The organism is Bacillus sp. ISL-77 (assembly GCF_018613105.1).
In genome coordinates this window covers 1-14,859 of record NZ_JAGGQY010000062.1, presented here as the reverse complement: position 1 = coordinate 14,859, position 14,859 = coordinate 1, and the positions used below count along the sequence as shown (strand labels likewise).

The following is a 14,859-nucleotide window of genomic DNA, read 5'->3' as shown; positions in this document are numbered from 1 at the left end:
TACCGTCTCTCATTAAAATATGTATAAATCATTTAGATCCCGTCGAAAATGGTACCAATACATGTTGTGAAGGGAGAAGGTTATGTATACAGGGAAAATTCGCCAAATTTTACTAATCACCGATGGATGTTCCAATCAAGGGGACGATCCAATTGCCATGGCTGCACTAGCGAAAGAACAAGGAATCACTGTTAATGTCATTGGTGTGATGGAGCAGGATACCATTGATGAAAAAGGAATGACCGAAATTGATGGGATCGCGATGTCAGGCGGGGGAGTCAGTCAGATTGTCTATGCCCAGCAGCTCTCTCAAACCGTGCAAATGGTGACTCGTAAGGCGATGAACCAAACTATTCAGGGTGTGGTTAACCGTGAATTGCAACAAATTTTGGGACGATCGCAAACAATGGAAGACCTCCCGCCTGAAAAACGGGGCGAAGTGATGGAGGTTGTCGATGAATTAGGAGAAACTGTCGAATTAGAAGTGTTGATTCTTGTCGATACAAGCGCAAGTATGAAACACAAACTTCCGACAGTTAAAGAAGCCCTGCTTGACCTCTCTCTAAGCTTGAACGCTCGAACAGGAGATAATCAATTTTCGGTATATGTATTTCCCGGGAAAAAGAAAGATGTCGAAAAATTGCTGGATTGGACACCTAAATTGCAAACTCTGACAAGTGTATTCTCCCAGTTGTCCACTGGAGGAATAACACCGACAGGGCCCGCGTTACGGACAGCGTTATCCTCTTTCGAAGAAAAACAATCCCTAAGGAGCCTGCTTTCACGTGATGATGAATCATACTTTGAAGAGTCAATGTAAGGTAAGCCAAGGGACAATCATTTCAGGGAAATGGCATTTAAAAAAGTATAAAATTATAAAGGAACTTGGATTTGGAGCAAACGGGGTGGTCTACCTTGCTGAGCATAATAGCACTCAAGTCGCTTTAAAAATGAGTGATAATGGTATGTCAATCACTTCTGAGGTAAATGTTTTAAAATCCTTAGCAAAGGTCCAGGGACCCCCAACCCTTGGACCTTCTTTGCTTGATGTCGATGATTGGCAGAGTAATAACGGACGCATTTCCTTTTATGTGATGGAATATATCCAAGGACCAGACTTTTTATCTTTTTTACAACAAAAGGGGAAATCCTGGACAAGTGTGTTATTTTTGCAGCTTTTAAATGATTTAGACAAGCTTCATGAAAATAGCTGGGTATTCGGTGACCTAAAGCCAGAAAACTTAATCGTCACAGGTCCTCCTCCAAAAATAAGATGTATTGATGTTGGCGGCACGACCATTCAAGGAAGAGCGATTAAGGAATTCACGGAGTTCTATGACCGCGGTTATTGGGGACTGGGGTCTAGGAAAGCTGAGCCTTCCTATGACCTGTTTGCAGTGGCAATGATTATGATTAATACCGCCTATCCAAAAAGATTAACGAAAACCAGTGGAGGAATATCGCAATTAAGAGATGCGATCCGACAGAAGCCGGAACTGCTAGCGTGGGAAAAGGTCATCCTAAAAGCACTTCAAGGCCATTATAGCAGCGCTAAACAAATGAGAGCAGACTTATTAGATCTTATGGTCGATAAAAAAATGCCCGATCCGCTATTAAAGCCCATTGGTCCGACCAAACCTTCCCAAAAACAGCCGCCCCGGCCAGATTCAAAAGGGAACCAGCCTGTAACAAGGCAGCACTATCGGAAAAAGAAAAAAAAGAGTGGCTGGATGGAATTTTGGTTAATAGCGATCGTGTTAGGTCTTTTATATGGCTGGTACACATTTAATAAATTGCTGTAATTGTTGAAACTATTCCCAAGGTCATTCGTATAAGAAGAAAGGTTATTTAATACGTAGTTCTGTAAGCGGATAAATAGGAAAAATTTCTAAGCATTTTGTAATGCCAATGCTTTGATAGTTTATTCGTAAAAGTGGTAGACTATTGTTATTCTAAACGTTTTAATGCTTTAAACTTTGTTTTAAGAAAGAGTGCAATCATATGTTGGAATCTAAGGTCAAGGCCTTTCTTAGTCACCAGGGATTCAGATTAGAATCCAAAAAGATTGTCATTGGTGTTTCGGGAGGCCCGGATTCGCTAGCACTGCTTCACTTTTTGCTCGCGGAAAAAGAGAAACAAAACCTTTCCCTAGTTGTAGCCCATGTAGACCATATGTTTCGTGGTCAGGAGTCCTATGAGGATGCGCTGTTCGTCAAAGTATTTTGTGAACAGAATAATCTTCCGTTTGAGATGACTCGCGTCAATGTGCCAGAAATTATCGAAAGCACAGGAAAAAGTTCGCAAATCGCCGCAAGAGATGTAAGGTATGAGTTTTTTTCGAAGATTATGGAAAAGTATCAGTATCGATTTTTAGCCCTTGCACATCATGGTGATGATCAAATCGAAACCATGCTAATGAGATTAACGAGAGGCAGTGCGGGACTGGCTCGAGCGGGTATTCCTTTTTCGAGGCCATTTGAACAGGGAATCATTTTTCGTCCATTTTTAGGATTGGAAAGGGCTGATATTCAGGAATATTGCCTAAATCATAACCTAAGCCCGCGAATAGATCCGAGTAACGAGAAAGGGATCTATAGTAGAAATCGCTTTCGAAAAGAAGTTGTCCCTTTTTTAAAAAAGGAAAATCCACATGTGCATGAACATTTTCAACGGTTTAGCGAGGAATTAAAAAGTGATGAAACCTTTCTTCTGGAGTTAACTGTCCAACGAATGAATACAGTTATGACAAAAAAGGAAGAAAGGGAAATTAGCATTGACATTAAACGCTTTCTTGAAGTGCCTAAACCTTTACAAAGGCGAGGGATTCAACTAATATTAAACTATCTTTACAAAGAAATACCAGCTTCATTATCTGCCGTACATATCGATCAAGTATTTTTCATAATTAATCATCCTCACCCATCAGGTCAACTTGATTTGCCTAATGGTTTAAAAGTTTCCCGTTCCTATCATTCCCTTTCCTTCCAATTTCAACCGATCGAGGTTGAGTCATATTATTTTGAAATGACAGAGCCTGGAACGCTTTTTTTGCCAAATGGCGGGGAAATTAGCAGCAAATATATGGAGGGGGACATTCCAACGGCAAATCCATACACTGCCGTGTTTCATGCAAGCAGTATTAAGTGGCCGATTATCATTCGTTCAAGGAAAATGGGTGATCGGATGACAATTAAGGGAATGCAAGGATCGAAAAAGTTAAAAGCCATATTTATTGATCAGAAAGTACCAGTTTATGATCGAAATATGTGGCCTGTACTCACCGACAAAGAAGGTTCTATTATCTGGCTTCCAGGTTTAAAAAAATCTTTTCTTGAAGGCATAGATTACTCAGCTAAACAATATATACTATTCAAATATCAAAAGTAACGATCTTCTAGGGGGCACATTTAGAATGAAACAGGATATTGAAAAGGTCTTAGTAACAGAAGAAGAGATTCAAATTAAAATCCGGGAGTTAGCTGGACAGTTAACGGAAGAGTATCAGGATCGATTCCCGCTTGCCATAGGTGTTCTAAAAGGTGCAATGCCGTTTATGGCTGATTTATTAAAACGGATGGATTGCTACCTTGAAATGGACTTTATGGATGTTTCCAGCTACGGAACTGGGCTTGTTTCTTCCGGAGAAGTAAAAATCCTCAAGGACCTAGATACATCTGTAGAAGGCAGAGACATTCTAATCATCGAGGATATTATCGATAGCGGTCTAACACTTAGTTATTTGGTTGACCTATTTAAATATCGGAAAGCAAAATCGATCAAGATTGTAACATTGCTCGATAAACCAACAGGTAGAAAAAGTGCAATTAAAGCTGATTATGTTTGTTTTATTGTGCCAGATGAATTTGTTGTTGGATATGGCTTGGATTATATTGAAAAATATCGAAACCTTCCATATATCGGTGTCTTAAAACCTGAAGTATACAGCAATAATCTTTAAGATACTTATTAGCTCATTATTAAAGCAACATATAAAGCTTTAAGCATGAGAGTAATTCCTTGAATTAGTAAGATTTTCTATGATACCATTTAGTATAGTTTGCCTATCGTGGGAGGAGGTAAGAGATGAATCGGATTTTCCGTAATACCATCTTTTATTTATTGATATTTTTAGTCATTATTGGCGTGGTGAGTTTCTTTAATGGAAGCAATGAACAAACAGATCATATTTCATATGATAAGTTTGTAAAGCAATTAGAAAATGGCGAAGTGAAATCATTTTCAATGCAGCCTGAACGAGGCGTTTATGAGGTTCGTGGTGAGTTAGAAGCGAAAAGTAAAAAATTCATAACCTATATTCCAAACAGCGAAAAGATTCTTGACCGAATTGATAAAGCTGATTCTAAAGTGGAAGTAATGCCTGCCAAGGAAACAAGCGGATGGGTGACTTTCTTTACATCGATTATTCCGTTTGTGATTATCTTTATTTTATTTTTCTTCTTACTAAACCAAGCCCAAGGCGGCGGCAGCCGTGTGATGAACTTTGGTAAATCTAAGGCGAAGCTTTATAATGATGATAAGAAAAAGGTTCGTTTTAGAGATGTAGCTGGTGCGGATGAAGAAAAAGCAGAATTAGTTGAAGTGGTGGAATTCTTAAAGGATCCGCGGAAATATGCCGAACTGGGTGCCCGTATTCCAAAAGGAGTGCTTCTAGTAGGCCCTCCAGGTACTGGTAAAACATTGCTTGCTAGAGCAACTGCAGGAGAAGCAGGCGTTCCGTTTTTCTCGATAAGCGGTTCAGATTTCGTTGAAATGTTTGTCGGGGTCGGAGCTTCCCGTGTTCGTGATCTATTTGAAAATGCCAAGAAAAATGCACCTTGTATTATTTTTATTGATGAAATTGATGCAGTTGGACGTCAACGTGGCGCTGGACTAGGCGGCGGACATGATGAACGTGAGCAAACCTTGAACCAATTGCTTGTTGAAATGGATGGTTTTGGGGCAAATGAAGGAATTATCATCATTGCTGCTACAAACCGTGCCGATATTTTGGATCCAGCCCTTTTACGTCCTGGTCGTTTCGACCGACAAATTACCGTGGACCGTCCGGATGTGATCGGACGTGAAGCAGTACTTAAAGTACATGCACGTAATAAACCGTTAGATGAATCTGTAAACTTAAAGAATATTGCCATGCGTACACCAGGCTTTTCAGGTGCTGACTTAGAGAACTTATTGAATGAGGCGGCATTAGTTGCAGCCCGAAGCAGTAAGAAGAAAATCGATATGGAAGATATTGATGAAGCGACCGACCGGGTAATTGCTGGGCCAGCTAAAAAGAGCAGGGTTATTTCCCAAAAGGAACGTAATATCGTTGCATTCCATGAGGGCGGCCATACGGTGATTGGTTTGGTGCTAGATGAAGCCGACATGGTCCACAAAGTTACCATCGTTCCTCGTGGGCAGGCAGGCGGATATGCTGTCATGCTGCCTAGAGAAGATCGTTACTTTATGACGAAGCCTGAGTTGCTTGATAAAATTGTTGGTTTACTCGGTGGTCGTGTAGCGGAAGAGATTGTCTTTGGTGAAGTAAGTACTGGAGCCCACAACGATTTCCAACGCGCTACAGGAATTGCTCGTAAGATGGTAACCGAATACGGTATGAGTGAAAAGCTTGGACCGCTTCAGTTTGGTCAAGGTTCAGGCGGCCAGGTTTTCTTAGGCCGTGACATTCATAATGAGCAAAATTATTCCGATGCAATTGCATATGAAATCGATTTAGAAGTTCAAAGAATCATTAAAGAATGTTATGAACGAGCAAGAGTAATTCTGACAGAAAATCGCGACAAGCTTGACCTAATTGCGAAGACATTACTTGAAGTTGAAACCCTTGTTGCTGAACAAATTAAATATTTAGTTGACCATGGTCATATGCCAGCGCCTAATGTCGCTTTAGAAGCCGTTAAAATCGGTCCGAAAAAAGTAGAAGACGTGAAGGTTAATATCAATACGAAAAAGGATGAGGTTGAGCCGCTTAACCCTCCTAATGAAACAGATAATAAATAAAAGTCGAAAGAGTGCTTCATTGAAGCGCTCTTTTTTTTTATCAAAAAACATATTTATGTTATTATGTTTTCAGTATAGAAGAGAATAATCTGAAAAGTGAGTGATAGATGTGATTTTCGTATTTGATGTAGGGAATACCAATATTGTACTGGGTGTTTATGATCGTGAGGAACTTAAATATCATTGGCGTGTAGAAACAAATAGAAATCGTACGGAAGATGAGTTTGGAATGAACATTAAAGCATTGTTTGATCATGCTGGCCTCTCTTTTTCAGATATTGATGGCATTATTATTTCCTCTGTCGTTCCACCAATTATGTTTGCGCTGGAAAGAATGTGTCAAAAGTATTTTCATGTGAAACCGTTTGTTGTTGGGCCAGGGATTAAAACGGGTTTAAATATTAAATATGAAAATCCAAGAGAAGTTGGGGCGGACCGAATCGTAAATGCTGTTGCCGCTATCCACGAATATGGCAGTCCTTTGATTATTGTCGATTTTGGAACCGCAACAACTTATTGTTATGTGAATGAGGAACGCCAATATATGGGTGGTGCGATTGCCCCGGGAGTGGGTATTTCAACAGAGGCCCTTTATTCGAGAGCTTCAAAATTGCCGAGAATCGAAATAGCCCGCCCTGAAGCGGTAATCGGCAAAAATACCGTGGCGGCGATGCAGGCTGGTATTGTCTACGGGTATGTGGGACAGGTAGAGGGCATCGTAAAGAGGATGATGGAGCAAAGCGAAAAGAAGCCAACGGTCATTGCGACAGGCGGACTAGCTAATTTAATTGCCCAAGAATCAACCATTATTGATATTGTTGATCCATTTTTAACTTTAAAAGGTTTACAGCTTATCTATAAGAGAAACGTGGATATCCTAAGGAATAACAGCTAGAAAGGGGTTAACAAATGAAGGATTATCTTGTAAAAGCACTTGCCTATGATGGCAATATTCGAGCCTATGCCGTTCGTACAACAGAAACAGTAAGTGAGGCACAAAGGCGTCATCAAACCTGGCGGACAGCGTCAGCTGCACTCGGCCGTACGATGACCGCAGGGGTAATGATGGGGGCTATGCTTAAGGGTGAGGATAAATTAACAATTAAAATCAACGGCGGCGGCCCGCTAGGCCCAATTGTTGTGGATAGCAATGCCAAAGGGGAAGTGCGGGGGTATGTAACCAACCCGGAAGTTGATTTTGAATCAACTGAAAATGGCAAGCTTGATGTCCGCCGCGCGGTGGGGACCGAGGGGACGCTTGCGGTTGTCAAGGATGTAGGGCTTCGTGACTTTTTCTCTGGACAGGTTCCATTGGTATCAGGTGAACTAGGAGAAGACTTTACGTATTATTTTGCGACATCGGAGCAAACTCCTTCTTCGGTTGGTGTCGGTGTTTTAGTAAATCCCGATGATAGCATTTTGGCAGCAGGCGGGTTTATTTTTCAATTAATGCCTAGGACACCGGAACCCATCATTTCAAATCTGGAAGAAAGATTAAAAACCATTGAGCCCATTTCCAAATTAATTGAACGAGGTTTAACACCAGAACAAATCCTCGAAGAGCTTTTTGGAAAAGAGCAAGTAAAGGTCTTAGAAACGATGCCAGTGGGCTTTGAATGTAATTGCTCTAAAGAACGCTTTGCTAATGCGATTGTTGGCTTAGGGGCAGCCGAGATCCATGCCATGATTGAAGAAGATGGACAGGCTGAGGCTCATTGTCACTTTTGCAATGAAAAGTACCTCTTTTCGAGCGATGAATTAGAAGAACTGAAAAAGGATGCAAAGTAAGGTGCTTACGCTTTTCTGATTGGGGGAGAGACGTTGGGGAGGAAGCAACTTTGGATGGTTATTGCGGCCCTGATCATGGTTAATTGCCTAACAATCGCCTTTTTTTTATCAAAGGCAAATCTGGCAGGCGGAGCAGTAATGAATGAAGAGGCAGTTGCAACAGTCGGAAAAAAAACAATCCTAAGACAAGAATGGCTGAATGAACTAGAAGCTAGATATGGAAAAGATGTTTTAAAAGAAATGGTCGATCAAAAGGTCATAGAGGAAATGGCAGCGAAATATAAAATTAAAATAAGCAATCAAGATGTTGAACGTGAATATAGAATGCTGCAAGCCACCTATAATTCTTTGAGTAAACAGAGCGTAAAGAATGAAGAGAAGTGGAAGGAACAAATCCGAAGTAACCTCCTTTTAGAGGAACTTTTAACAAAAGATGTCGAGGTTTCAAACGATGAATTAAGTAACTATTATAAAAAAAATGAAGAGCTTTTTCATGTGCCGCCTGCCTTTCATTTATCACATATTGTTGTGAGTACAGAGGAAGAAGCAGACCAGGCTTTACAGGAATTAGCACAAGGTTCGGATTTTTCGACATTAGCGATGGAACGGTCGATCGAGGAATTTTCTGCTAATGAAGGCGGAGATATAGGATACCTTAGTGAGGAAGATGAAAGGTATCCGGTCCAATATATTCAAATAGCTAAGGAATTAAAGAAAGGCGCCCACAGTATGCCGATTAAGGTAGACCAGGGTTATGCAATCATTAAGCTAGAAGGAAAAATAAATGGAAAGAAATATTCCTTTGAAGATGTAAAAGAGCAAATTCGTCGCCAAATTGCTCTAGAACAAATGAAATCCCCAGCTACTGCTTCTACTTTTTGGGATGATGCTAAGGTGGATTGGTTTTACGGTAAAGAGGGAAACTAAAAACACAGATGTTACTTCTGTGTTTTTTCATTCCCAAATTTGAAATATTGTAAAAATGGCGAACAAAACGATTGACAAACTAAGTATAAAACTGGTAAGTTTAATTATATAAATCCAATCAAATTACTCGGAATAGGGGTGCTCTAAATGGTTCGTGTTGCAAATTCAGTTGCCGATTTAGTCGGTCAAACGCCTATTGTTAAATTAAACAGATTAGTAGATGAAAATAGTGCAGAGGTTTATTTGAAACTTGAATATTTTAATCCTGGAAGCAGTGTAAAGGATCGTATCGCTTTAGCTATGATTGAAGCAGCAGAAGAACAAGGTTTAATTAAACCTGGTGTCGATACCATTATTGAGCCTACAAGTGGAAATACTGGAATTGGACTAGCTATGATTGCTGCAGCAAAAGGTTACAAGGCCGTTTTTGTTATGCCTGAAACGATGAGTTTGGAAAGACGGAACCTCCTTCGTGCTTACGGTGCGGAACTTGTGTTAACACCTGGTCCAGCTGGTATGAAGGGTGCTATTGCTAAGGCAGAAGAATTAGTGCAGGAACATGGTTATTTCTTACCGCAGCAATTTAAGAACCAAGCAAATCCTGAAGTTCATAGAAGAACAACAGGTAAAGAAATCGTTGAACAAATGGATCAATTAGATGCATTTGTTTCAGGAATCGGAACTGGAGGAACGATCTCTGGAGCAGGAAGTGTTCTTCGTGAAAAATTCCCTGAAATAAAAATCGTTGCTATTGAACCAACAGATTCACCTGTTCTTTCTGGCGGATCACCTGGCCCGCATAAGCTCCAAGGGCTTGGTGCAGGATTTATTCCAGAAACCCTAAATACTGATATTTATGATGAAGTGATTCAAGTTGGAACGGAAGAAGCATTTGCTGCATCAAGACGTGCAGCTAGAGAAGAAGGAATTCTTGGTGGTATTTCTTCAGGAGCAGCAATCCACGCTGCATTAGAAGTTGCGAAGAAACTTGGAAAAGGTAAAAAGGTTCTAGCAATTATTCCAGATAACGGTGAACGTTATTTAAGTACTGCGCTTTACCAATATGATGCTGAATAATTAGAAACGCGGAAACGTACGTTTAGCGGCGTTTGAATTAGACAATTAAAGAGAGGCGTCGGCTTGCCGATGCTTCTTTTTTTTGTAAACTAATTAAGATTTCATGTATGATAAAAAGAGTGAAAAAAGCCTGTATAGGAGGATTAGGTATGAGAGCAACTCAAGAACAAATCAAATGTGGACCATATACCTTGGATAGTAGTAAAAAAACCATTATTATGGGCATTTTAAATGCAACTCCAGATTCCTTTTCAGATGGCGGCAAATTTAATCATGTTGAAATGGCTGTGGAACGAGCAAAAGAAATGGTCGCAAATGGGGCTGATATCATTGATATCGGCGGTGAATCGACACGGCCTGGCTTTGCAGCGGTTCCCCTCGAGGAAGAACTCAAACGGGTAATGCCGGTAATTGAGGCAATCGCTAAGCATGTCGATGTACCAATCTCGATTGATACGTATAAGGCAGAAGTGGCAAAGCAGGCGATTGAAGCAGGAGCCCATATAATCAATGATGTATGGGGGGCAAAAGCCGATGAAAAAATGGGTCAAATTGCTGCAGACTACGGTGTTCCAATCGTGCTTATGCATAATCGTCATGACCGAAACTATAAGGTCTTCATGAGAGATGTCATTAATGATCTTTATGAAAGTATAACGATTGTTAAAAATGCAGGTGTAACGGATGAAAATATTATCCTCGACCCTGGTATCGGTTTTGCGAGAGATTACCAAGAAAATCTGCTAACTATGCAGAATTTAGATACATTTGTTAAACTAGGCTATCCAGTATTATTAGGGACATCCAGAAAAACAGTGATTGGACAGGCATTAGATCTTCCTGTTCACGAAAGAATGGAAGGTACAGGAGCAACGATTTGTTATGGAATCCAAAAGGGCTGCCACATAATACGTGTTCACGATGTCAAGGAAATGAGCAGGATGGCAAAAATGATGGATGCCCTAATGGGAAAGGGTGAACTGATTGGATAAAATTTATGTCAATCGAATGGAGTTTTACGGCTACCATGGTGTTTTCCCGGAAGAGACTCGGCTGGGACAGCGATTTGAGGTTGATTTATCCGTTTCCCTTGATTTAAAAAAAGCAGGCGAAACAGATGAACTGGAGCACTCAGTAAATTATGCTGAGTTATACCAAGTATGTAAGGAAATAATCGAGGGGCAGCCGTATAAGTTAGTCGAAGCTGTTGCAGAAAGCATTGCTTCAAACGTCCTGATGGGGTTTCCACTTGTATCCGAGGTTACAGTAACCGTGATTAAGCCAAATCCGCCGATTTCAGGCCATTACAGGTCTGTTGCAGTAGAAATTACAAGGAGAAGATAAAAGTGGAAAACACAGCATTTATTGCCCTTGGCTCGAATCTAGGAAACCGATATGATAATTTAACGAGTGCAATCAAAAAATTAACAAGCTATTCTGATCTTCATTTGGTAAATTACTCCTCTATTTACGAAACAGATCCGGTTGGCTATGAAGACCAAGACTTATTTTTGAATATGATAATTGAGATTCAGACGGCATTAAGTCCAATGGAATTGCTGGATTTATGCTTAAAAATCGAATTGGAACTTGGGAGAAAAAGGGAAATAAAGTGGGGTCCGCGAACAATAGACCTTGACATTCTTACATTTAACCAAGAAAATATTGAAAGCGAGAAGCTCATAGTTCCACATCCGAGGATGTTAGAACGGGCTTTTGTAATTATTCCACTTTTAGAGATAATTCACGACAGTCCATTTTTAAAGATAAATAAATTGCTTGAATCATCGTTAGAAGAATTACCTGATAAAGAAGGAGTCCGAATATGGAAGCGGAAAAATGGGGAAGACGGATTCGTGCCTATCGGAAGCTAAAGGGCTTTACACAAGAAGGCTTTTCGAAGGAACTAGGTGTATCTGTATCGATTTTAGGAGAGATTGAAAGAGGAAATCGCCTGCCTGCAGTTGACCTGCTTGAGAGAATTGCGGATTCATTAAAAATAAGTATAGATGATTTAACGCCTAAGGAATAAGTTCATCAAAGAATAGGAGGTAGTTTCCTGTTGAAAATTGGCGATATTGAAATGAAGAATCCAGTGGTTTTAGCTCCAATGGCTGGGGTATGTAACTCTGCATTCCGTCTAACGGTGAAAGAGTTCGGTGCTGGTTTAGTTTGTGCAGAGATGGTAAGCGATAAAGGTATCGTTTATAAAAACGAAAAAACAATGAATATGCTCTACATCGATGAGCGTGAAAAACCGCTTAGTTTGCAAATTTTTGGCGGCAAAAGGGAAACACTTGTCGAAGCAGCCAAATTTGTTGATAAGAATACGAATGCTGATATTATCGATATTAATATGGGCTGCCCTGTTCCAAAAATCACTAAATGTGATGCGGGGGCAAAATGGCTTCTTGATCCAAATAAAATCTACGAGATGGTTTCTGCGGTAGTTGCGGAAGTGGAAAAGCCTGTTACCGTGAAAATGCGGATGGGTTGGGATGAACAGCATATTTTTGCTGTTAAAAATGCCCAAGCAGTCGAACGCGCAGGAGGTAAAGCTGTGTCGCTTCATGGCCGAACGCGTGTTCAAATGTATGAAGGAAAAGCTAACTGGGATATCATCCGTGAAGTAAAGCAAAACCTTAACATTCCGTTGATTGGGAATGGGGACGTCCAGACACCACAGGATGCCAAACGAATGATCGAGGAAACTGGTGTGGACGGAGTCATGATTGGAAGAGCTGCATTAGGAGATCCATGGATGATTTATCGTACCGTACAATATTTAGAATCTGGGATATTAATGCCTCAACCAACTGTTAGAGAAAAGATTGATGTATGTATTCTTCATCTTGACCGTTTAATTGCTCTGAAAAATGAAAATATTGCGGTTCGCGAAATGCGCAAGCATGCTGCTTGGTATTTAAAAGGGGTCCGCGGCAACGCTAAAGTTCGTAATGCCATTAATGAGTGTGAAACAAGAGATCACTTAGTGACATTATTAAACGACTTAGTGTTAGAAGTTGAGGAAAAAGAACAAAGTCAGTTGATTGTAGGGTAAATTTGTCACTTAAAGTGTCTTTTTCTATACTAATTGGATGCTGCCAGTGAAATAACTGGCAGTTTTTATTTTATTAAGATCTTTTTTGATGTCTGAAACTATAAGTTTGTGTAAAATAATAAAGTATGTAGAAAAATGGATGGATTAATAAAAGCATTTTACATAATAAATGATTATTGGAGTGGATTTTATGAGTCAGGAAGATTTAAATGACCAATTAAGGGTCAGACGTGAAAAAATGAACACCATGCGCGAAAATGGTCTTGATCCATTTGGTAAGCGTTTTGACCGTTCACACAATACAAATGAATTGATTGAGCAATATGGAGAATTAGAAAAAGAAGACATCGAAGCAAAAAACCTTTCCGTTTCTTTAGCAGGCCGAATTATGACGAAGCGTGGAAAAGGTAAAGCAGGTTTTGCGCATGTTCAAGATTTAACGGGTCAAATTCAAGTATATGTTCGTCAGGATGCTATTGGTGAAGAGAGTTACAAACTATTTGATACCGCTGACCTAGGGGATATTATTGGGGTAACTGGAACATTATTTAAAACAAAGGTGGGCGAGCTATCCGTAAAGGTAGAAAACTTTGTGTTCTTAACAAAGGCATTGCGTCCGCTGCCTGATAAGTTCCATGGACTTAAAGATGTAGAACAGCGCTACCGTCAGCGTTATTTGGATTTAATTATGAGCCAAGAAAGTAAGGCAACATTTATTGCGAGAAGCCGTATTATTCAATCGATGCGTCGTTATTTAGATGACCATGGTTATTTAGAAGTTGAAACACCTATGATGCATTCTATCGCTGGGGGTGCGTCCGCACGTCCGTTCATTACGCATCATAATGCTCTCGATATGCCGTTGTTTATGAGGATTGCCATTGAGCTTCACTTAAAGCGGTTAATTGTCGGGGGTCTGGAAAAGGTTTATGAAATTGGTCGTGTATTCCGGAATGAAGGGGTCTCTACCCGTCATAACCCAGAATTCACAATGATTGAACTTTACGAAGCCTACGCAGATTATCGCGATATCATGAGTCTTACTGAGAATTTAATCGCCCACATTGCTCAAGAAGTAGTTGGTTCCACTACAATTCAATATGGGGAATATGAAGTAGACCTTAAACCGGAATGGAAAAGACTTCACATGGTTGATGCCATCAAAGAATACACGGGTGCAGATTTCTGGAAAGAGATGAGTGTGGAAGAGGCTCGTGAACTTGCTAAAGAACATGGTGTCGAAATTAATAACAACATGCTTTATGGTCACATTGTTAATGAATTCTTTGAGCAAAAAGTAGAGGAAAAGTTAATCCAGCCTACGTTTATTTACGGCCATCCAGTAGAAATTTCGCCGCTTGCGAAGAAAAATGATGAGGATCCGCGATTTACAGATCGTTTTGAATTATTTATTGTAGCGCGTGAACATGCAAACGCGTTTACAGAGCTTAATGATCCGATTGATCAAAGAGAACGTTTCGAAGCGCAATTAAAGGAACGCGAACAAGGGAATGACGAAGCCCATATGATGGATGATGACTTCGTTGAAGCGCTGGAGTATGGTATGCCGCCTACTGGAGGATTAGGAATTGGAATAGACCGCATAGTTATGCTGCTGACTAATTCACCATCTATCCGCGACGTACTGTTATTCCCGTTAATGCGTCATAAGTAATATCTTTAAAAAGTGCCGGTGCCACTGGCACTTTTTTTATTGCCTCTAGCCGTGAAGAGTTAGAATATTTTTACTTTGTAATTTTATATAAAAAAAATAATAAATACTATTGCACTAGGTCTTTAATGGTGGTATATTAATATCTGTTGCTGCGAGGCAGTGATGGCAAGATAAAAGAAATAAAAAAAGTTATTGACTTCACATTGATAACTTGGTAAGATTATAAAGTCGCTTTTAGGCGATAGAGAAAATTGATCTTTGAAAACTAAACAAACAAAATCGTGCAAACAAACAAAAATTTTAGTTT

The 14,859-nt window shown here is 40.0% G+C and carries 15 protein-coding genes; all 15 read left to right on the top strand.

Annotated features, from left to right (window positions below; translation table 11 throughout):
* Positions 1–82 precede the first annotated feature (82 nt).
* The 15 genes from J7E77_RS23760 (at position 83) to lysS (ending at position 14,552) form a co-directional block, all read left to right on the top strand.
* On the top strand, positions 83–820 hold the full coding sequence (locus J7E77_RS23760) for a vWA domain-containing protein (RefSeq protein WP_168241471.1): 738 nt from the start codon (positions 83–85) through the stop codon (positions 818–820).
* Positions 789–1,802: a serine/threonine protein kinase gene (locus J7E77_RS23755; RefSeq protein ID WP_214717329.1), complete on the top strand. Its 1,014-nt coding sequence runs from the start codon at positions 789–791 to the stop codon at positions 1,800–1,802. The genes J7E77_RS23760 and J7E77_RS23755 overlap by 32 nt, the downstream gene beginning before the upstream one ends.
* Before the next feature lie 199 nt (positions 1,803–2,001).
* The gene (gene tilS / locus J7E77_RS23750) at positions 2,002–3,387 is read left to right on the top strand and encodes a tRNA lysidine(34) synthetase TilS (protein ID WP_214717302.1); all 1,386 of its coding nucleotides are present in this window, start codon (positions 2,002–2,004) and stop codon (positions 3,385–3,387) included.
* A 25-nt stretch (positions 3,388–3,412) separates the two neighbouring features.
* On the top strand, positions 3,413–3,958 hold the full coding sequence (gene hpt, locus J7E77_RS23745; protein ID WP_214717301.1) for a hypoxanthine phosphoribosyltransferase: 546 nt from the start codon (positions 3,413–3,415) through the stop codon (positions 3,956–3,958).
* Positions 3,959–4,083: 125 nt separating this feature from the next.
* The gene (gene ftsH / locus J7E77_RS23740) at positions 4,084–6,024 is read left to right on the top strand and encodes an ATP-dependent zinc metalloprotease FtsH (protein ID WP_214717300.1); all 1,941 of its coding nucleotides are present in this window, start codon (positions 4,084–4,086) and stop codon (positions 6,022–6,024) included.
* Positions 6,025–6,133: 109 nt separating this feature from the next.
* Positions 6,134–6,919 carry a type III pantothenate kinase gene (locus J7E77_RS23735; RefSeq protein WP_214717299.1) on the top strand — a complete coding sequence of 262 codons (786 nt, stop codon included), beginning with the start codon at positions 6,134–6,136 and terminating at the stop codon, positions 6,917–6,919.
* 14 nt (positions 6,920–6,933) lie between these two features.
* Positions 6,934–7,812 (top strand): Hsp33 family molecular chaperone HslO, encoded by an 879-nt coding sequence (gene hslO / locus J7E77_RS23730; RefSeq protein WP_214717298.1) that lies wholly within the window; start codon positions 6,934–6,936, stop codon positions 7,810–7,812.
* A 33-nt stretch (positions 7,813–7,845) separates the two neighbouring features.
* Positions 7,846–8,739, top strand: a complete 894-nt coding sequence (locus J7E77_RS23725) for a peptidyl-prolyl cis-trans isomerase (RefSeq protein ID WP_214717297.1) — start codon at positions 7,846–7,848, stop codon at positions 8,737–8,739.
* Positions 8,740–8,886: 147 nt separating this feature from the next.
* Complete coding sequence (gene cysK, locus J7E77_RS23720; protein ID WP_214717296.1) at positions 8,887–9,816, top strand: cysteine synthase A; 930 nt, start codon at positions 8,887–8,889, stop codon at positions 9,814–9,816.
* 149 nt (positions 9,817–9,965) lie between these two features.
* On the top strand, positions 9,966–10,808 hold the full coding sequence (folP, locus tag J7E77_RS23715; protein WP_214717295.1) for a dihydropteroate synthase: 843 nt from the start codon (positions 9,966–9,968) through the stop codon (positions 10,806–10,808).
* The gene (gene folB / locus J7E77_RS23710) at positions 10,801–11,160 is read left to right on the top strand and encodes a dihydroneopterin aldolase (protein WP_214717294.1); all 360 of its coding nucleotides are present in this window, start codon (positions 10,801–10,803) and stop codon (positions 11,158–11,160) included. The genes folP and folB overlap by 8 nt, the downstream gene beginning before the upstream one ends.
* A gap of 2 nt (positions 11,161–11,162) precedes the next feature.
* A complete protein-coding gene (gene folK, locus J7E77_RS23705; RefSeq protein ID WP_214717293.1) occupies positions 11,163–11,690 on the top strand; it encodes a 2-amino-4-hydroxy-6-hydroxymethyldihydropteridine diphosphokinase in 528 nt (175 codons plus the stop codon).
* Positions 11,642–11,848 carry a helix-turn-helix domain-containing protein gene (locus J7E77_RS23700; protein ID WP_214717292.1) on the top strand — a complete coding sequence of 69 codons (207 nt, stop codon included), beginning with the start codon at positions 11,642–11,644 and terminating at the stop codon, positions 11,846–11,848. The genes folK and J7E77_RS23700 overlap by 49 nt, the downstream gene beginning before the upstream one ends.
* 27 nt (positions 11,849–11,875) lie before the next feature.
* Entirely contained in the window at positions 11,876–12,877 is a 1,002-nt protein-coding gene (gene dusB, locus J7E77_RS23695; RefSeq protein ID WP_214717328.1) for a tRNA dihydrouridine synthase DusB, read from the top strand.
* A 190-nt stretch (positions 12,878–13,067) separates the two neighbouring features.
* Positions 13,068–14,552: a lysine--tRNA ligase gene (gene lysS / locus J7E77_RS23690; protein WP_214717291.1), complete on the top strand. Its 1,485-nt coding sequence runs from the start codon at positions 13,068–13,070 to the stop codon at positions 14,550–14,552.
* Positions 14,553–14,859: the final 307 nt, after the last annotated feature.